18 protein-coding genes are annotated in these 17548 nt (G+C 69.9%); 10 read left to right on the top strand and 8 right to left on the bottom strand.

Going from position 1 to position 17548, the window contains the following annotated elements; all coding sequences use genetic code 11:
* The first annotated feature begins 45 nt into the window (after positions 1-45).
* From SD37_RS32390 to SD37_RS32375, 4 genes are all read left to right on the top strand, one after another.
* Positions 46-867: a PaaX family transcriptional regulator gene (locus SD37_RS32390; RefSeq protein ID WP_044856105.1), complete on the top strand. Its 822-nt coding sequence runs from the start codon at positions 46-48 to the stop codon at positions 865-867.
* Positions 864-1646, top strand: a complete 783-nt coding sequence (locus SD37_RS32385) for a tryptophan 2,3-dioxygenase (RefSeq protein ID WP_044856104.1) — start codon at positions 864-866, stop codon at positions 1644-1646. The genes SD37_RS32390 and SD37_RS32385 overlap by 4 nt, the downstream gene beginning before the upstream one ends.
* A complete protein-coding gene (locus SD37_RS32380) occupies positions 1643-2836 on the top strand; it encodes a kynureninase (RefSeq protein WP_044856213.1) in 1194 nt (397 codons plus the stop codon). Before SD37_RS32385 ends, SD37_RS32380 begins: the two co-directional genes overlap by 4 nt.
* A 159-nt stretch (positions 2837-2995) precedes the next feature.
* Positions 2996-4066: a Glu/Leu/Phe/Val family dehydrogenase gene (locus SD37_RS32375; RefSeq protein ID WP_044856103.1), complete on the top strand. Its 1071-nt coding sequence runs from the start codon at positions 2996-2998 to the stop codon at positions 4064-4066.
* Positions 4067-4147: 81 nt separating this feature from the next.
* Here the strand turns inward: SD37_RS32375 and SD37_RS32370 are convergent, their stop codons facing one another.
* Positions 4148-4336: a DUF5302 domain-containing protein gene (locus SD37_RS32370; protein WP_037312797.1), complete on the bottom strand. Its 189-nt coding sequence runs from the start codon at positions 4334-4336 to the stop codon at positions 4148-4150.
* A gap of 74 nt (positions 4337-4410) precedes the next feature.
* Positions 4411-5376, bottom strand: a complete 966-nt coding sequence (locus SD37_RS32365; RefSeq protein WP_044856102.1) for a winged helix-turn-helix transcriptional regulator — start codon at positions 5374-5376, stop codon at positions 4411-4413.
* Positions 5377-5507: 131 nt separating this feature from the next.
* Here SD37_RS32365 and SD37_RS32360 point away from each other — a divergent pair, with 131 nt between their 5' ends.
* A complete protein-coding gene (locus SD37_RS32360) occupies positions 5508-6995 on the top strand; it encodes a carotenoid oxygenase family protein (RefSeq protein WP_044856101.1) in 1488 nt (495 codons plus the stop codon).
* 16 nt (positions 6996-7011) lie between these two features.
* Entirely contained in the window at positions 7012-8235 is a 1224-nt protein-coding gene (locus SD37_RS32355) for an acetyl-CoA acetyltransferase (RefSeq protein WP_044856100.1), read from the top strand.
* On the opposite strand, the gene SD37_RS32350 is transcribed toward SD37_RS32355, so the two are convergent.
* On the bottom strand, positions 8151-8561 hold the full coding sequence (locus SD37_RS32350) for a hypothetical protein (RefSeq protein ID WP_044856099.1): 411 nt from the start codon (positions 8559-8561) through the stop codon (positions 8151-8153). The genes SD37_RS32355 and SD37_RS32350 overlap by 85 nt on opposite strands.
* Before the next feature lie 331 nt (positions 8562-8892).
* Positions 8893-9762: an alpha/beta fold hydrolase gene (locus SD37_RS32345; protein ID WP_044856098.1), complete on the bottom strand. Its 870-nt coding sequence runs from the start codon at positions 9760-9762 to the stop codon at positions 8893-8895.
* A 58-nt stretch (positions 9763-9820) separates the two neighbouring features.
* Between SD37_RS32345 and SD37_RS32340 the strand changes: the two genes are divergently transcribed.
* Complete coding sequence (locus SD37_RS32340) at positions 9821-10570, top strand: TetR/AcrR family transcriptional regulator (RefSeq protein ID WP_044856097.1); 750 nt, start codon at positions 9821-9823, stop codon at positions 10568-10570.
* Positions 10571-10668: 98 nt separating this feature from the next.
* Here SD37_RS32340 and SD37_RS32335 read toward each other — a convergent pair whose 3' ends face one another.
* Both SD37_RS32335 and SD37_RS32330 read right to left on the bottom strand, forming a co-directional pair.
* Positions 10669-11301 (bottom strand): TetR/AcrR family transcriptional regulator, encoded by a 633-nt coding sequence (locus SD37_RS32335; protein WP_037312814.1) that lies wholly within the window; start codon positions 11299-11301, stop codon positions 10669-10671.
* Positions 11302-11502: 201 nt separating this feature from the next.
* On the bottom strand, positions 11503-12867 hold the full coding sequence (locus SD37_RS32330; RefSeq protein ID WP_044856096.1) for a sensor histidine kinase: 1365 nt from the start codon (positions 12865-12867) through the stop codon (positions 11503-11505).
* Positions 12868-12944: 77 nt separating this feature from the next.
* Between SD37_RS32330 and SD37_RS32325 the strand changes: the two genes are divergently transcribed.
* From SD37_RS32325 to SD37_RS32315, 3 genes are read left to right on the top strand one after another with little or no spacing between them, the layout of a single operon-like run.
* On the top strand, positions 12945-13472 hold the full coding sequence (locus SD37_RS32325) for a P-loop NTPase family protein (RefSeq protein WP_236725164.1): 528 nt from the start codon (positions 12945-12947) through the stop codon (positions 13470-13472).
* Positions 13469-14128 (top strand): ATP-binding cassette domain-containing protein, encoded by a 660-nt coding sequence (locus tag SD37_RS32320; protein WP_044856094.1) that lies wholly within the window; start codon positions 13469-13471, stop codon positions 14126-14128. Before SD37_RS32325 ends, SD37_RS32320 begins: the two co-directional genes overlap by 4 nt.
* Entirely contained in the window at positions 14125-15240 is a 1116-nt protein-coding gene (locus SD37_RS32315) for an FtsX-like permease family protein (protein ID WP_044856093.1), read from the top strand. The genes SD37_RS32320 and SD37_RS32315 overlap by 4 nt, the downstream gene beginning before the upstream one ends.
* Before the next feature lie 13 nt (positions 15241-15253).
* On the opposite strand, the gene SD37_RS32310 is transcribed toward SD37_RS32315, so the two are convergent.
* Positions 15254-15955, bottom strand: a complete 702-nt coding sequence (locus tag SD37_RS32310) for a response regulator transcription factor (RefSeq protein WP_044856092.1) — start codon at positions 15953-15955, stop codon at positions 15254-15256.
* 76 nt (positions 15956-16031) lie between these two features.
* The gene (locus SD37_RS32305; RefSeq protein ID WP_044856091.1) at positions 16032-17504 is read right to left on the bottom strand and encodes an apolipoprotein N-acyltransferase; all 1473 of its coding nucleotides are present in this window, start codon (positions 17502-17504) and stop codon (positions 16032-16034) included.
* Positions 17505-17548: the final 44 nt, after the last annotated feature.

The raw sequence follows: 17548 nt of genomic DNA, 5'->3' as shown, positions 1-17548 counted from the left end.
AATCAAGCTACACCGCAGCGGCCTGAGGTGTATAGAGTTGCGCCCATGCCCGCCTCGCCCCCGCCCCACGGCGACCCGGCTCCCCAGGAGCTGGTGATGACACTGCTCGGCACCTACGTGTCGCCGCGCGAGAGCCGCCGTGTCTGGTCCGGCGGCCTGGTCGGCGTGCTGGCCGGACTCGGCTTCTCCGACGGCGCGGCACGGATCGCGCTGGCCAGGCTCGCCCGCCGCGACCTGCTCGCCCGGCACAAGGCGGGACGGCTGGTCCACTACTCGCTGACCCGTCGCACGATCGCGCTGCTGGAGGACGGCGACCGCCGGATCTTCTCCCTCGGCCGCCGCGAACGGGAGGTCGGGCAGTGGACCGTGCTGTGGCAGAGCATTCCGGAAAGCCGCCGCCAGGCACGGGAACGGCTGGTCCGCCGCCTGCGCTTCCTCGGCTTCGGCCCGGTGCAGGACGGCACCTGGATCGCCCCGCACGACCGCGAGGCCGAGGTGCTCACCCTGCTGGCCGAACTCGACGTCTCCGAATACGCCGGGCTGATGCTCGGCACGCCGTCGCCCGCGCTCGACGTCCGGCGCTTCGCCGGCCGGGCCTGGAACCTCGACGGCCTCGCCGCGCGTTACGACGCGTTCGTCCGAGATTTCGGCGGATATTCAGGCGACCTGCCTGACGCCGAAGCGTTCCAGGTCCGAACCTGGATGACGCACACCTTCCGCGCCTTTCCCTCGCTCGACCCGGAACTCCCGGTCGGGCTGGTACCGGCTCCGCCGAGCCGGGCGGCCGCGGTCGAGCTGTTCCACGATCTTTACCAGGCGCTGGCCCCGGCGGCGCAGCGCCACTTCGATGGAGTGACCGAACCATGAACGAAACCCAGGCCGCATTGAGTTACACGTCCTACCTTTCGCTGGACGAACTGCTGGACGCGCAGCATCCGCGATCCGACGAGCACGACGAAATGCTCTTCATCGTTATCCACCAAGTGTATGAACTTTGGTTCAAACAAGTTCTCCACGAGGCGCTTTACCTGCAGGAGCAACTCGAGGCGGGTAACACCGCTCACGCCGTCCGCACACTGCGCCGGATTCTGACTATCTTCAAGGTGGTGGTCGCGCAGATCGATGTGCTCGAGACGATGACTCCGAGCCAGTTCACCGGTTTCCGGGCGCGACTCGACGCTTCGAGCGGGTTCCAGTCGGCTCAGTTCCGCGTACTGGAGGCCGTTCTCGGCCGCCGGGACGAGCGGGTGTTCGCGCATTACCCCGAGGGCGGTGAGCAGCGTGCCCAGATCGCGGGCGCGATGTCACGGCCGTCGCTCTTCGATTCCTTCACCACCTACCTGGCGGTGAAGGGATACGACGTCCCGACCGGGCGCGATGTCACCAAGCCACTCGAACCCTCTCCAGCGCTCCAAGAGGTTCTGTTGCGGGTCTACCGCGACGACACCGGGCCGTCCGTCGTGGCGGAGCACCTGGTCGATCTGGACGAAGGGATGCAGGAGTGGCGGTATCGGCACGTGAAGATGGTCGAGCGCACCATCGGAGACAAGACCGGGACGGGGGGTTCGTCGGGAGCGCATTACCTGCGTACGACGCTTTTCTCTCCGATGTTCCCGGACCTTTGGGCGGTGCGGAGCCGGCTGTGACGAACCTCGGCGAACTCCGCCGCGACCCCAACGCGCTCGCGGCGCACTACACGAAATTCGGTGTGGCGGACCGGATCCTGCTGACCGGGCATTCCCACCAGGCCTGGCCGGACGTCGCGGAGGAAGGTCTTCTCGAAGCCTTCGCCGACGCCGCCGAAGAGGTCGACACGAAGTGGGACAGGGCCTTCGCGAAGGCCGAGGAGATGCGGGCCGGGTTCCGGGCGCTGCTCGGTGACCCGCACGGCGCCATCGCGCTCGGCGCCAGCACCCACGATCTGGTGATCCGCTTCCTGTCCGCGATGGACCTGCGCGGACGGCCCAGGATCGTCACGACCGACGGCGAGTTCCACACGCTGCGCCGTCAGCTGGCACGGCTGGCCGAGGAAGGCGTCGAGGTGATCCGGGTCCCCGTGACGCCGGTCGCCACGCTCGCCGAACGCGTCGCCGCCGAGGTCACCGAGGACACGGCCGCGGTGCTCGTCTCGGCCGTGCTGTTCGAGACCTCCCGGCTCGTGCCGGGGCTGGCCCACCTCGCCGACGTCTGCCTCAAGCAGTCGGTGAACCTCGTCGTCGACGCCTACCACGCGCTCGGCGTCGTCCCGTTCTCGTTGCACGACCTCGGGCTCACCAACGCCTGGGTGCTCGGCGGCGGCTACAAGTACCTCCAGCTCGGCGAGGGCAATTGCTTCCTGCGGATGCCCGCGCACGCGCAGGAACTGCGCCCGGTCGTCACCGGCTGGTACGCCGAGTTCGGTGCGCTCGCGGACGAGCGCCGTCCCGGCCAGGTCGCCTACGCCTCCGGATCGGACAGGTTCGCCGGCGCCACCTACGACCCGACGAGTCACTACCGGGGCGCGCGCGTCTTCCGGTTCTTCGCCGAACAAGGGCTCACGCCCGAGTTCCTGCGGGAGGTGTCGCGGCACCAGGTCGGTTACCTCGCCGAGGGTTTCGACAGGCTCCGCCTGCCCGAAGCCGTCATCACGCGTGACCGGGAGACGCCGCTGGACCGCATCGGCGGCTTCCTGTCCCTGAAGTGCGCCGACGCCGGTGCGCTGCAGGCCGCCCTCGCCCGGCGCGGGGTCCGGACCGACAGCCGCGGCGCGTACCTGAGGTTCGGACCGGCGCCGTATCTGTCCGACACTCAGCTCGATTCCGCGCTCCGCGTCCTGGAAGAGGTCGTCAACGGCTGAGACGGCCCGCCCCCGGCTTGGCGAACGGGCCGGGGCGATCTAGGTTTGCGATGTGGCACCGTCGCCGCCGGACGACCTTCGTCGGGGATTGTGCCTTGTTGCAGGAACTTCGCACGTGAGCCACAAGCAGCGTGCACTCCAGGACAAGGAGTCACCACAGTGACGGAAGTGTTCGGCCAAGGTACCGGCCATGAACAGGTCGTCTTCTGCCAAGACCAGGCCACCGGCCTGAAGGCCATCATCGGGATCTACTCGACGGCGCTCGGGCCGTCGCTCGGCGGAACCCGGTTCTACCCGTACGAGTCCGAGGAAGCCGCGCTGGCGGACGTCCTCGCCCTGTCGAAGGGGATGGCGTACAAGAACGCGCTCGCCGGGCTCGACCTCGGCGGCGGCAAGGCCGTCATCATCGGCGATCCCACCAAGCACAAGACCGAAGCGCTGTTGCGCGCCTTCGGCCGGTTCGTCCAGTCGCTGGGCGGCCGCTACATCACCGCCTGCGACGTCGGCACCTACGTGCAGGACATGGACATCGTCGCGCGCGAATCGGAGTTCGTCACGGGCCGCTCGCCGGAGAACGGGGGCGCCGGCGACTCCTCGGTGCTCACCGCTTTCGGTACCTACCAGGGCATGCGTGCCTCCGCGGACGCCGTCTGGGGCGTCCCGGACCTCGCGGGCCGCAAGGTCGGCGTCGCCGGTGTCGGCAAGGTCGGGCACATCCTGGTCGGGCATCTGATCGAGGCGGGCGCGCAGGTGGTCATCACCGACGTGTCGCCCGCGGCGATCGAGCGCACCCGCGCGGCGTACCCCGGCGTGGAGGTCGTCGAGGACCTGGACACGCTGATCCGTACCGAACTCGACGTCTTCGCGCCGTGCGCGCTGGGCGGGGTGCTCACCGACGAGACCGTCGGTGAGCTCCGGTCCAAGATCGTCTGCGGTGCGGCCAACAACCAGCTCGCGCACCCCGGCGTCGGCAAGCAGCTCGACGACCGCGGCATCCTCTTCGCGCCGGACTACCTGGTCAACGCCGGTGGCGTGATCCAGGTCGACGACGAACGGCACGGCTTCGACTTCGCGCGGGCGAAGCGCAAGACCACGGCGATCTTCGACACCACCAAGGCGGTGTTCGCGCTGGCCAAGGCCGACGGTGTGCCGCCGGCGACGGCGGCCGACCGGCTGGCCGAGCGCCGGATGGCCGAGGTGGGCGGGCTGCGCTCGATCCTGACGGTGTAGGGCCCGGAAATGTTATGAACGGGACTTTCATTGCAAAATTTGCAATGAAAGTCCCGTTCATAACACGGGGTGGGCTGGGACTCAGCCGCTCTTGCGACGGAAGGTGCGCTTGTTCGCGGCCGGACCGTGGGCGTGCAGGTTCTTCGCCCCGCCGCTTTCGTGGGCCGAGCCGGAACGGGCCTGGGCCTGCTTGCGCTCCAGGGCTTCGCGGAACTTGCGCTTGGTGTCGTCCTCTTCGCCATCCGCTGGGGACGGTGCCGGTTCAGTCATTACTACCTCCGAGGTGACGACGTGTGACCACGCCAGCCTGTCAGGAACGGACCGGCTTGGCGAGTCGATTTACGTCACCTGGACGGTCTGGGCAGCTGGACCGGCCCGCCGAACCGGATCCGGTTCCGCAGCAGCGGCCGCCAGCAGTGGTCACACAGCAGTATCGGCTTCAGTCGGTCACCGCAGTCGACGTGCTCAAGCGTGATGTCCGGCGCCTGCCCCGGCACCTCGAACCCCCGTGACCACTCGGCGATGAACGCGAGCGCGGGGAAGAAGGCGAGCCCCTTCGCCGTCAGGCGGTAGTCGTGGGCGTCGGTGCGGGTCTTCGCGGCGCCCGTCCGCAGGACGCCGACGTCCACGAGCTTGCTGAGCCGCCCCGACAGCACACTCGGGCCGATCCCGAGTTCCCGTTCGAACTCGGAGAAGTGCCGCGCCCCGAGCAGCGCGCTCACCACCAGCCCGGTCGACCAGCGGTCGCCGAGCAGCTCCATGGTGTCCGGGAAGAACATCAGCGGATCGCCCGCGAGGGACTCGGCGTCCTTGCGGCGGAAGCGTTTCGTCGCCGTCGCTTCGACGACGCCGGTGTCGTCGAGCCGTCGCGCGCGGACGTCGCGGGCGTCGACCCGGCGTTCGCAGGACGCGCAGCCCAGCGGTGCCGAGGTGGCCAGTTCGCAGTCGAGGTGGATCAGCGTCGGCAGGACGGCGCGCCGCCCTTCGACCCATTCCCGCTCCCAGGCCCAGATCGAGATCAGCAGCGGCCAGAGGTCCAGGCCGCGTTCGGTGAGCCGGTACTCGTGCCGGGTGCGCCGCGCGTCCCGGTAGGGCGTGCGGACGAGCACGTCCGCGTCGACCATTTCCCGCAGCCGCCCGGAAAGCGCGGTGGGGGAGATACCGAGACGCAGCCGCAGTTCCTCGTAACGGCGGAAGCGCAGGAAGAGGCTTTGCAGGATCAGCAGTGTCCACTGGTCCCCGAGCAATTCGAGCGCCCGGCGGAGCGGATCGCCCGCCGGCCTGACGCGCTGCGCCGTCGCCTCTGTCACGTACGTCCCTTCCGCGAGTCGTCGCCGTCAGCGTACTACTGACTACTGCAGAAGAAGTCTATTGACAGCTGGCTACAGAAATCATAGTGTCTCAGCCAATCGGTCAACGCGAACCCGCCGGGGAGAAACCGATGACGAGCGCCTCCGAGCAGCCGATCCTCGTGGCAGCCGCCACCGCGAAACCCGAGGTCAACCCGTACCTGATGGGCGTCTACGCCCCGGTCGGCGAAGAGATCGACGCGAGCGATCTCGAGGTCATCGGCAAGATTCCCGCGGATCTCAACGGGGTGTACCTGCGCAACGGGCCCAACCCCAGGTTCGAGCCGGAAGGCCGCTACCACTGGTTCGACGGCGACGGCATGATCCACGCGGTCCACCTGGAGAACGGCAAGGCCCGCTACCGCAACCGCTGGATCCGCACGAAGGCCTTCGAAGCCGAATCCGAGGCGGGCAAGGCGCTGTGGAAGGGCGTCATGGAATCGCCGAAGGGCAATCCGTTCGGCAACTCCCACGGGCTGAACGTCAAGGACAGCGCCAACACCGACCTGATCTTCCACCGCGGCCAGGTGCTCTCCACCTGGTACATGTGCGGGACGCCGTACGCGATCGACCCGCTTTCCCTGGAGACGCTGGGCGCCGAGGACTTCCTCGGCACGCTGGTCGGCGACATGATGGCGCATCCGAAGGTCGACGAGCGCACCGGCGAGATGTTCTGGTTCGACTACGGGCCACGGCCGCCGTACCTGCGCTACGGCGTGATCAGCGCGGACGGCAAGGTCGCGAGCACGACCGAGATCGAACTCCCGGGCCCGCGCCTGCCGCACGACATGGCGATCACCGAGAACTACGCCGTGCTGATGGACTTGCCGCTGGTCCAGGACATGGAGGCGGCGCGCAACGGACGGCACAAGCTGCTGTTCGACCGGTCGTTGCCGAGCCGGTTCGGGGTGCTTCCTCGCTACGGTGACGGTAGCCAGATCCGCTGGTTCGAGGCCAGCCCCTGCTACATCTACCACGTCGTCAATTCCTGGGAGCAGGGCGAGGAAATCGTCCTCGACGTCTGCCGCGTCCAGCGTCCGCATGAGCAATTGGCCGCCCCGGCAGCGGACGCCCGCACCCCGCTCGCCAAGATGTTGTCGTACCTGCGGCTGGACGCCTCTCTGCACCGCTACCGGTTCAACCTGCGGACCGGACAGTGCCTGGAGAACCAGCTCGACGACGACAACACCGAGTTCCCGTCCGTCGACTCGAGGGTGGTCGGCGGCCGGAACCGGTTCTCCTACGCGGTGCACATCTCGCCGGAGTCGACGCTCAAGTTCGACGGCCTGGTGTGCTACGACAATCGTGCCGGCTCCAAGACCGAACATCGCTTCGGTCCGGGCCGGTGGGGCAGTGAGGCGCCGTTCGCACCCCGCGACGGCGCGGCCGCCGATTCCGATGACGGCTATCTGGTGACCTTCGTCCAGGACGAGCGTGAGGGGCGCTCGGAGCTGGACATCTTCGACGCCGCCGATCTCGCTGCCGGACCCGTGGCCAGGGTCCTGTTGCCCCAGCGTGTCCCGCTCGGTTTTCACGCGACCTGGGTCCGGGCGGACCAGCTGGAACCTTCCCGTGGTTGAGTGATCCGGAAAGCCGATGACGGTCTTCGTATTGGGCGGGGCACAGACCGATTTCGCGCGGAACTTCGCGAAAGAGGGCGGCGGGCTCTTCGGGATGTTCGCCGAAGTGGTCCCGGACGCCCTGGTGGACGCGCAGGTCGAGGCGGGTGAGATCGGCGTCGCTCACGTGGCGAACCTGGCGGCCGAGTTGTTCACCGGCCAGGCCCAGCTCGGCGGGCTGCTGGTGGCGGCCATCCCGGATCTGGACGGCGTGCCCAGCGTCCGGCACGAGGCCGCTTGCGCCTCCGGCGGGACGGCGGTGCTCGCCGCGAGCGCCGACCTCGAATCCGGCCGTTACGACGTCGCTCTGGTGACCGGGCTCGAACTCATGCGCAACGTCGACGCGCGGTCCGCGGCCGGGCACCTCGGCTCCGCGGCCTGGGTCGGCGCCGAGGCACGCTCGGCCGAATTTCCTTGGCCCGCCTTGTTCGCCGACGTCGCCGACGTCTACGACTGGCGATATGGACTCGATCCCGCGCATCTCGGCCTGTTCGCGCGGAACGCGTTCGCGAACGCCGCGCTCAATCCGATGGCGCAGGCACGCGACTGGACCTTCCCCGACGGTTCGTTCGGCCAGGACGACCGGCTGAACCCGGTCGTGGAAGGCGTGCTGCGCAAGAACGACTGCGGCCGCATCTCCGACGGCGCGGCCGCGATCGTGCTGGCGTCGCCGGAATTCGCCGCCGAGTGGGCGAAACGCGCGGGCCGCGACCTCGCGGACGTCCCGAGGCTGGCCGGATTCGGCCACCGGACGGCGCATTTGTCGTTGCGGGGCAAGCTGGATCGCGCCGAAGGACAGGAGTACCTGTTCCCGCATCTGCGCGGTGCGGTACTCGACGCGTACTGGCGCGCGGAAGTCTCCGGCGCCGAGGAGATGGACGTCGTCGAACTGCACGATTGCTTCACCATCACCGCGCTGGTGGCGCTGGAACATCTCGGCGCGGCCCCGCCCGGAACGGCGGGACGGCTGATCGAATCCGGCGGGATCGCGCGCGACGGCGTCCTCCCGGTGAACCCCGGCGGCGGGCTGCTCGGCCTCGGTCACCCGGTCGGCGCGACCGGGGTGCGGATGGTGCACGACGCCGCGCGCCAGGTCGCGGGCACGGCCGGACCGCTTCAGGTCGAGGGCGCGCGGAACGTGCTGACCTTGAACGTCGGCGGATCCTTCACGACCGTGGTCGCGATGGTCGTCGCCCGCTGAAGCCACCGGCCACGCCGTGCCGCCCCGGCGACCGCGCCGGTCGCCGTCGCGCCGAAGAACACGACCGCGGCCACCCCGGTCTCGGCGGTGAACTGGAGTTCGCCGAGCGTGCCGACGGTGAATCCCGAATGGACACTCCAGGCGATCACCGCCGTCCCGGCCGCGGCGGCCGCGCTCGTGACCACCCCGGTGACGAACACGACGAAACCCAGTGCCGCCAAGGAGAAACCGTGTCGCTCGGCCGCGCCCAGTAGCCCTGCCAGCGATGCCACGCCGACGACGGACGCACAACCGAACGGGAAACCGAAACCATCGGAATTCCTCATCCGCCCAGTCAACTCCGCGTGACCGGACGTGCGGCCCGTGTGAACGGGTTCCCTACGCGGAGGCCGGGATTCCTGACGGAATTCTGATGGTCGTGAGTGCGATACGGGACTGTGTGGATCTTGTTGCGTTAGATGAAGCAAAATCCACACGTCCCTGACCGCCACAAAGCCTGACGCGTCAGGTCTTGCGCGCGTGCGTGATCAGCCCCTGTGACGTGAAGAAGTACGTGAAGGCCTCCTTCACTACCTTGAGAGTAGGCAAGGGGGCCTTCACGTACTTGAGGATACGGTCAAGCTAGAGGTAAGCGGACATCGCGCCGCGCCTGAAGCTTCAAGCCTTCCGCGCGTGCGCGAGGATCGCGTCCGTGATCGCGGGCCACAGCTGCCGCGGCAGTTCGTGCCCCATTCCGGGATACAGCACCAGTTCCGCGTCCGGGATCGCCGCCGCGGTCGCCTTCCCGCCGCTGACGTTGATCAGCGGATCGCTCTCGCCGTGGATGACCAAAGCCGGAACGCGGACCTCGCGCAGCTTCGCCGTGCGGTCACCCGAAGCGACGACGGCGGCGGCCTGCCGCAGCCCGCCCGCCGGGTGGTTCGCCCGGTCGTAGTTGCGCGTCGCCCGCATCCGCAGGTACTCCTCGTCGGAGGGATGACCGGGCGAACCCACGAGCTTGAACCACGCGACGCCGTCTTCGATCGCCTGCTCGCGGGTGGCGGCGGGCGGCTTGGTCAGCGCGGCGAGGGCCGCGTGTTCCGGGTGCCCGACCGACGGATCCCCGGTGGTCGACATGATCGACGTGAGGCTGAGCAACCGCTCCGGGGAGTCGATCGCGAGTTGCTGCACGATCATCCCGCCCATCGACGCGCCGACGACGTGCGCGCGGTCGAAGCCGAGCGCGTCGAACAGGCCGGTGACGTCGGACGCGAGATCCGAGAGCAGATACGGGGCTGTCGTCAGGTCGCCCGCCGCGAGGGCGCCGAGGTCCGGGACGGCGAGATCGTCCAGATAGGACGAGAGGCCGATGTCGCGGTTGTCGAACCGGACGACGTGGAACCCGCCCTCGGCGAGCAGTTCGCAGAAGCCTTCCTCCCAGGTGACCATCTGGGCGCCCAGTCCCATCACCAGGACGAGCGGCGGGTCCGCGGGGGAGCCGAAGGCGTCGTATTCGAGTTCGAGGCCGTTCACGCGCGCACGGGGCATGGCGCCGATCCTGCCCGGATGTCCGCCGCCGTGCCACCGGCCGGTTACGGTTGACCGCATGCCGACATTCCCCGAAGACGTGGGTTCCCGCTCCCGGTCACGCGCGGCCTCCGGGCGGCCGGCGGTCACCAGAGACCGGATCGTGGACGCCGCCGTGGAGCTGTCGGCCCAGTCGGGCCTGGAGAACTGGACGTTGCGGCAGCTCGCGGCCGCGGTCGACGCCTACCCCGCGGTGGTCTACCACCACGTGGGCGACCGGGACGCCGTGGTCGTCGCGGTGCTGGACCGGGTGGTCGGTGAACTGACCCTGCCCGACAAGACCCTGCCGTGGCGGGCCTGGTTCGACGAATTCCTGCCCACCGTGCGCACCGTGCTGCGCCGCTATCCCGGTTCGGCGCGACGGCTGGCCCTGTTCGGGCCGACGGTCGAGGCCGCGGTGCCGACCATGGACGCCGGTATCGGGCGTCTGCTCGCGGCCGGGTTCGGCGCCGAGGCGCCGTTCGCCTACAACCTGCTGCTCGCCACCGCCTGCCAGTTCGTCGCGATGGAGGACGACCGCGAGAGCGCGATGGCGCTGCAGCTCGACCGGAGCGAGGGCTACGCGGCGTACCGTCACCGTGACGACCTGCCGGGGATGGCGGCGCTCGGCGAGTCGATCGCGGCGCTGGTCGCCGACCCAGATCTCGCGGCCGGGTACTACGAACGCCTCTACGGTTACGCGGTCGAGCGCTGTCTCGACGGGCTGGAGCACCGGCTCGCCCAGCTGAGTGACCGTGAGGCGGTCTTGGACGTTCGACACCAAGGGTGACGCCGGATCGGCGTAGTGTGGAGTGATACCGGGGGTTCGCCGCCGGTCCGGAGCCCCTGGCACCAACCTCCCCCTCGCGGTGCCGGGGGCTTCTCCGGTCAGCTTCGCGGGGCGGCGCGCTGGATCTCGGGGAAGACCTCGCCGACCAGGGTGACCAGCGACTTGCTGAGCAGCGTGTGCACCTGCCCGCGATCGAGCGAGCCGCGGACGAGCCATTCCCGGCCCGCCGCCTTGACCATTCCGCCGAACGCGCGGACCAGCGCGTTCAGCTCCTGCCCGTGCTCGCTTTCGCGGGACAGGCCGACGGCTTCGAGCACCCTGTCCGCCGATTCGCGATCGGCCTCCTCCAGGATCCGCTCGACTTCGAGGTCCCGCCCGATGCCCTCCGGCGCGATCGCGGCCAGCCACATCTTCTCCTGGCTGGTGACCATGTCGAGGAACCAGTCGATGGCGACGTCAGCGCGCAGTTCGAGCGGGCCGTCGGGCAGGATCTCGACGGCGAGCCGCGGCACGGTCAGCGCCCGCCGGATGATCTCCAGGTACAGCTCGCGTTTCGTGCCGAAGTAGTGGTTGATGAGCCCCCTGGCGACCCCGGCCTCGGCCGCGATGTCCGATGTGGACACTTCCGAGTAGGGACGGTCCGCGAAAAGGCGGGCCGCACAGGCGAAGATCTGTTCCTTACGCTCGTCCGGTTCCAGTCTCCGCCATCTCGGCGCCGGCTCGGTGGTCATACTTCATATCTTCCCACGATCGATTCAGCCCGGCTTGACGGTCGCTGAATTTCTGTGACATCGAAAAGCAAAGTGTCAGTTAATCCGGCGTGTACCGTCTGTTGGCCCGCTGGTCTTTACCGTCTTCTTTCAGGTGGCATGCCGTGCGCGCTGTCGGGGCGCGTTTGCCTCCTACCGGCCCGGCCTGGCGAGTAACCCCCCCTAGCTCGCCAGGCCCGGGCCTTCTTCTCGCGGTGAGGGACGTTCGGCGGGCAGAAGCAGCGTGAACGTCGTCGGTGCCGGACTGGACAGCCGCAGCCGCCCGCCTTCCGCCTCCGCCAGGCTCCGCGCCAGCCGCAGCCCGATCCCGTGCCCCTGTGCCTCGTCCCTGGTCACGAACGGATCCGTCCCGTCGGGGATGGTGCCCTCGTCGCTCACGTCGATGGCCAGCGCGTCCCCGGCGTCGCGGGCGACGACGGTGACCGTGCCGCGGCCGTGTGTCGCCGCGTTGTCCAGCAGCACGGCGAGCACCTGCCGGACGGCCGCGTCCGCCGCCCGCGCGGGCAGGGCCTCACGCCCGCTGATCCGCAGGGCACGACCACGTCCGGCGAGCAGACCGTGCCAGGTCTGGCGGACCTCTTCGAACAGCTTGCCCAGGTCGAGCAGGGCCCGCGGCGCCCGGCTCTGCGTCGCCAGCGCCAGCAGGTCGTCGATGGTGCGTTCCAGCCGGTCGGCCGACGCGATGCCGTCCCGGATCGTCGCGTAGGGATCGCGGTCGGGGCTCTCCAGCGCCGCCTCCAGCTGCAGGCGCAGCCCGGTCAGCGGCGTCCGCAGCTGGTGGGAGGCGTCGGAGGAGAACGTCCGCTCGCGCTCCAGCGTCTCGCCGATCCGCTCGGAGGTGGCGTCGAGTGCTTCGGCGACCTGATCGATCTCGCGGACCCCGGTGCGACGGGTACGCACGGTGAAGTCGCCCTCGCCGAGGCGTTCGGCGGTGACGGCCAGCTCCTCCAGCGGCCGCGCCAGCCGGGCGGAGATCCGCAGCCCGATCAGCCAGCTGGCCGCGATCGCGATCCCCGCGAGCCCGGCCATCTTCAGCCAGGTCGACCGGATCCGGTCGTCCAGGACGGCGCGGGGATGGGAGGCGCGGATCACCCCGACCACCGCCGGCCCGCTGAGCACGGGTTCGGCGAGGACCACCTCGTCGCCCAGGAGCCCGCTGGCCCGGTCGCTGTCGCGCGCGCTGCGGACGAAGTCGTCGGCGTGGGCCGGGCCCTGGCCGGTGAGGAGCCTGCCGGTCGGCGAGTAGACCCCGATCACGATGCCGAGCGTCCGGGTCTGCCCCTCGGGCCCGAGTTCGGCGGGCCTCAGCTCCGGGACCCGGCCGTTGGCGAGATCGCCGGTCACCGCGAGGGCGACGGTGTCGGCGGCGCGTTCGAGGTCGTGCGTGGACATGCTCTCGTGGAACTTGGCGACCGCGAGGGCCAGCGGCACCCCGAAGAGGGTGATCGCCAGCACCGCGGCCAGCACGGTGAGGGTCACGATCCGTCGGCGCACGGACAGAGTGTGGCCGACGAGGAAGAGGATCACCCGTCAGACGCGATATTTTGCCGTCCGTTGACCTGAGATCAAGGCGATGTTGACCCCGTTCGCCTTACCTTGGGGCCATGCGCCGACGTGCCGCCGTCATGGCAGGCCCGGGGCCCGGATCCGTCCCCCTCGTCCGGTTCGCCGTCCCGGGCGATTGTGTGGCAGTGCTGCCCGCCGGAGGAGGCGACACCCCTCTCGGTGGTCGCGGCGTCGGCGTGCTGCTCAGGCGCGGGAATCTCTTCGGCCACCTCACCGTCGGGCAGAACGTCGTGCTGGCAGGCAGGCTCGCCGCCCGCCGTGCTCCCGAGAAAGCCCCGGAAGACGCCACTGACCTGCTCGCGCTGACCGGGCTCGCCGGTCGCGGTGACGCCTATCCGGCCGCGCTCTCGGCGCTGGAAGTCGCGCGGGCCGGGGTTGCCGTCGTGCTGGCGGGCTCGCCGGAGGTCGTCTTCGCCGACGAACCGGCGGGCGAACTCGACAGGCTCGCCGCGCTCGAACTCATGGACCTGTTGTGCGTCGTCGCCCGGCGCGGGACGGCCGTCGTCGTGGCGACCCGTGATCCCGACATCGCGGCGGCCGCGCACCGGATCGTGAGAGTGGCGTGACGACACCGCTGGTCCGCACCGAGGAACTGGCGTACACCTATGGCACCGGGCTGACCGCGGTGGTGGCGGTGCACGGCGTCTGCTGCGCGATCGCCGCGGACACCCGCGCGGTGCTGACCGGCCGGGCCGGCTCCGGGAAGACCACGTTGCTGCATCTGCTCGCCGGGATGAAGAAACCGACGGCGGGCACGATCGAGTGGCCGTCGTTCGAGCCGGAGCCGCCGGGTCCCGAACTGATCGGGCTGGTCCTGCAGGACGGCGGGCTCCTGCGCGACCTCGACGTCCGGCTCAATGTCGCGTTGCCACTCGTGCTCGCGGGCCGCACCGGCATCGCCGTCCGTGACGCCGTCGACGACGCACTCGACCTGGTCGGTCTCGCCGGCTTCGCGAAGAAGGCCCCCCGTGACCTGACCGGCGAGCAGATGCGGCTGGCCATGCTGGCCAGGGCGCTCGCACCGGCGCCGAAACTGATCCTCGCCGACGACCCGGCGGGGTGGCTGGACAAACCCGCGGGGGAACGGCTGCTGGACCGGCTCGTGCGCGCGGCGGACCGGCTGTCCGCGGGGCTGCTGGTGGCCACGGCCGAGCCCGCCCCGCCCGGGCTGTTCGGCGAGTGCTGGGTGATGGTCGACGGGAAGCTGGTGCGGGACCGGTGATCGCGGCGATGGCGTTGTGGGTCGGCGGGATCGCACGCGTGCGTCCCGCCCGGCTCGGCGTGTCCGCGGCCGGGGTCGCGATCGTCGTCACGCTGCTCGCGGTGCACGGCTGGACCGGGAACCCGGCACCGCCGTGGGTCCCCGCGATGGCGCTCGTCGTGCTGCTGGCCACCCCCTCGGAGCGGTCACTGCGCTCGGATCAGGACCTGCTGCGTGCCCGCGGCGCCACCGGCGGGCAGGTCCTCGCGCTCGCGTCGGCCGAAGCCGTGGCCGCCGGGCTGGCCGGCGGCGTGGCCGGGGTGCTGCTGTCACTGGCAGGCGGGTTCCTCGCCACCCCCGATGTGCCGCTCGTCTGGGAAATCGTTCTCCTGCTGCTCGCGGGGCCGGTCGTCGCGGCACTGGCCTTCCTGCCCGCGGTGCTGCGCGAGTGGTATTTCGTCCCCGCCGACGACGGCCCGCCCTGGTGGTCGCCCTACGGTCTCGACATCCTCCTGCTCGCGCTCGCGTTCTTCTGGCCGCTGCTGGGCTGGGCCGGCGGCACGATGCTGCTGTGGCGGCTGGTGGAGCTGGGACTGCGCAAGGGAAAACGGGTGATCGGCGGCGTGCTCAGGCCGCTCGTCTCGGGGCTCGCGGGGGTACTCGCGTTGTCGATTTCGTGGCGCAGCGCGATGCTGGCGCGCTCGGTGGTGCTGGTCGCGCTGGCGGTGGCGTTCGCGATCTCGACCGCCTTCACCAGGGACGGCTGCGACGCGGCCACTGTGGACATGCTGGCGTCCCTCGTGCTCGCCGCCGCCGCGGCGGGACCGTCGTTCGGGCTGGCGCTCAACGAACGCCGTCGTGACCTGCTGATCGTGAGCACGCTCGGCGGGAAACGCCGTCAGGTGGCGGCCTTCATCGCGGGCGACGCGCTGATCGTCGGCGTCGGGGGACTGATCGCCGGGCATCTGCTGGGCGTGCTGTTCATCCTGTTCGCACAGGTGGAGCGGACCCCTTCACCCCACGGCTACTTCGGCCTGCTGGCGGCGGTGGTGCTCGTGTCGTGCGTGGCGGCGTCGGCGCGGATCGCGCAGCTCGCCGCCCGCGACGAGGTCTCCGACCTCCGCGACTACTGACGCCTGGGAAAACTCAGCCGTCGAAGGGCTGTTCGAGGCGGTAACCATGGCCGCGCAGCGTCGAGATCCGCGGCGCCTGCTCGGGAGTGGGCGACGACTCGGTCAGCTTCCGCCGCAGCGCGGCGATGTGGACGTCGAGGGTCTTCGTGGAGCCGTACCAGTGTGCGTCCCACACCTCCGACATCAGGGTGTCCCGGCTGACCGCGACACCCGGCTGCTCGGCCAGCCGGGCGAGCAGGTCGAACTCCTTGGCCCGCAACGAGATCTCCCGGCCGCCGATGCTGACCCGCCGTCCGGCGGTGTCCACCCGCAGATGCCCGACGGCGATCGCGGGCCTGCTCTCCGGCGGTGCCGTCCCGCGCCGCAGATGCGCCCGCACCCTGGCGAGCAGTTCGCCGAGGCGGATGGGTTTGGTGAGGTAGTCGTCGGCCCCGGCCTCCAGACCCACCACGACGTCCATCTCCTCCTGCCGGGCGGTGAGGATGACCAGGACGGCGCCGGGGAGTTCGGCGCGCAGCCGGCGGCAGACCTCGACCCCGTCCAGATCCGGCAACCCGAGATCGAGCAGGACGAAGTCGATGTCCCCGGCGGCCGCGGCCGCGAGCGCGGTGCGCCCGTCGCGCTGCCACGAGACCTCGTAACCGTGCAGGCGCAAGGTCGATTCGAGCACGCCGCCGATCGCGTCGTCGTCTTCCACCACCAGCAGCTTCGGCATGCGGAGGAGCTTAACCGTTGAACACTGTTCTTTTCGGCCAGGACGTTACGAAGGCCACCCACTCTGTAACAGGGGGCTAACGGTTGCGCCGATATGTCCATAAAGGACAGCAGGCGGCCAGGGCGAGGCACAGCCAGGCGAACACGTCCCCGATGGCGCTGTACACGGTCTCCGTTCGCGGCCGTACCGGCAGATCCGCCACGAGCGTCTGCTGGTCGGTGCGGAAATAGTCCGTCTTTCCGAGCACTCGTCCGTGGCTGTCCACCGCCGTGGAGATCCCGTGGGTGGACTGGCGGAACAGCGGGAAACCGTTTTCCACCGCCCGGAACGTCGCCTTTTCCGCGTGCAGGGCCGCGAAGCCCGTCCAGTCGTTCGCGGGGACGAGCAGCAGCGCGGTGTCCTTGTCCGCGGCCTGACGCGTCAGGCTGGGGAAATCCGCGTCATAGCAGATGACCGTCGCGAGTCGTCCGTACGGCGAATCCGCGGTCGGCACGACGCCGGGGCCGGGCGTCATCGGCTCCATCGGTGTCGGATGCGTCTTGTCGTAAGTCCACAGCACTTCTCCGGAGGGGCCGACGAGCACCGCCATGTTCCGGATGTAGGGAGCCTGCGCGGTGTAAAGCGCGTAGGCGAGTCCGACGTGGATACCCGCTTGCTTCGCCTCGGCGCCGACCCGGCTCAGCAGCGCCGCCTGATCGCGTTCCAGCACCCGGGCGTGGGCTTCCGGCCAGACCACGATCTTCGCGCCCGCCGACGCCTGCTGTCGTGTCCTGGCAACGAGATCGTCGGTGACCGGGGCGAAGGCGGCGCCGACCGCGGCGGGATCGGCCGCGCTCACTTCCTGGGCACGCCAATATTTCACGCCGATCCGCTCCAGTGCGTGGGAACTCGCCCTGTCGGCCTCCGCGGCGGGGCTGATCCCCGCGATCCGCACCGTCGGGGTCGTGGGAGCGTCGAACAGCAACCGCGCCCCGCCCGCGGCGAACACCAGGCCGAGCAGGCAGACGTGGACGAAGACCGTGCGCTTGACGCGTGGCCACCCTTCCGTCCACACGGTGTTCGCCACCGAGGCGAACCACGCGAGGACGAAGGTGAGGCCGTACACGCCGGTCACGGACGCGAGCTGGAGCAGCGGCAGATTCCCGGACTGGGTGCTGCCGAGCGCGCCGAAGTCGCCGAACCCGGTGACCAGCGTGAAGAGGTATTCGCCTGCCACGAGCGTCGCCGGGAACACCAAGGTCCTCAGCGCGCCGGCACGTTCGGCGAACAGACGGTCGGCCACGAACGCGGCCGTCTGCAGCAGGACGAGCAGGCCGAAGGCGAGCAGCGCGGGCAGGACGAACAGCAGGCCGGTGACACCGAGCCAGAAGACCTGCCCGATCAGCAGGGACAGTCCGACCATCAGAACCGCGCGCCGGAGGGGCGCCCGCCGGGCGTAGCGGAGCAAGAAGATCGGGAACACCCAGGCGGCGAGGGGGACGTTCCAGTCGGTGTGGACGGCGAGCAGGAGCAACGCTGTGCCCAGCCACCAGAGCAGCCGTTGATTCATAGCGTGAACGCTAGGAAACAACGGCTGCCCGGACAGCGCACCAA

The sequence above is a fragment of the Amycolatopsis orientalis genome (assembly GCF_000943515.2).
Taxonomy (GTDB): domain Bacteria; phylum Actinomycetota; class Actinomycetes; order Mycobacteriales; family Pseudonocardiaceae; genus Amycolatopsis; species Amycolatopsis orientalis.
Note: the sequence above shows the minus strand (reverse complement) of the source record. Positions and strands in the feature narration are given on the sequence as shown.

Coding starts and splice junctions, on each gene's coding strand:
- SD37_RS32390 (WP_044856105.1), top strand. CDS start 46: ATGCCCGCCTCGCCCCCGCCCCACGGCGACCCGGCTCCCCAGGAGCTG.
- SD37_RS32385 (WP_044856104.1), top strand. CDS start 864: ATGAACGAAACCCAGGCCGCATTGAGTTACACGTCCTACCTTTCGCTG.
- SD37_RS32370 (WP_037312797.1), bottom strand. CDS start 4,336: ATGACTGAACCGGCACCGTCCCCAGCGGATGGCGAAGAGGACGACACC.
- SD37_RS32360 (WP_044856101.1), top strand. CDS start 5,508: ATGACGAGCGCCTCCGAGCAGCCGATCCTCGTGGCAGCCGCCACCGCG.
- SD37_RS32355 (WP_044856100.1), top strand. CDS start 7,012: ATGACGGTCTTCGTATTGGGCGGGGCACAGACCGATTTCGCGCGGAAC.
- SD37_RS32350 (WP_044856099.1), bottom strand. CDS start 8,561: ATGAGGAATTCCGATGGTTTCGGTTTCCCGTTCGGTTGTGCGTCCGTC.
- SD37_RS32345 (WP_044856098.1), bottom strand. CDS start 9,762: ATGCCCCGTGCGCGCGTGAACGGCCTCGAACTCGAATACGACGCCTTC.
- SD37_RS32340 (WP_044856097.1), top strand. CDS start 9,821: ATGCCGACATTCCCCGAAGACGTGGGTTCCCGCTCCCGGTCACGCGCG.
- SD37_RS32335 (WP_037312814.1), bottom strand. CDS start 11,301: ATGACCACCGAGCCGGCGCCGAGATGGCGGAGACTGGAACCGGACGAG.
- SD37_RS32325 (WP_236725164.1), top strand. CDS start 12,945: ATGCGCCGACGTGCCGCCGTCATGGCAGGCCCGGGGCCCGGATCCGTC.
- SD37_RS32310 (WP_044856092.1), bottom strand. CDS start 15,955: ATGCCGAAGCTGCTGGTGGTGGAAGACGACGACGCGATCGGCGGCGTG.
- SD37_RS32305 (WP_044856091.1), bottom strand. CDS start 17,504: ATGAATCAACGGCTGCTCTGGTGGCTGGGCACAGCGTTGCTCCTGCTC.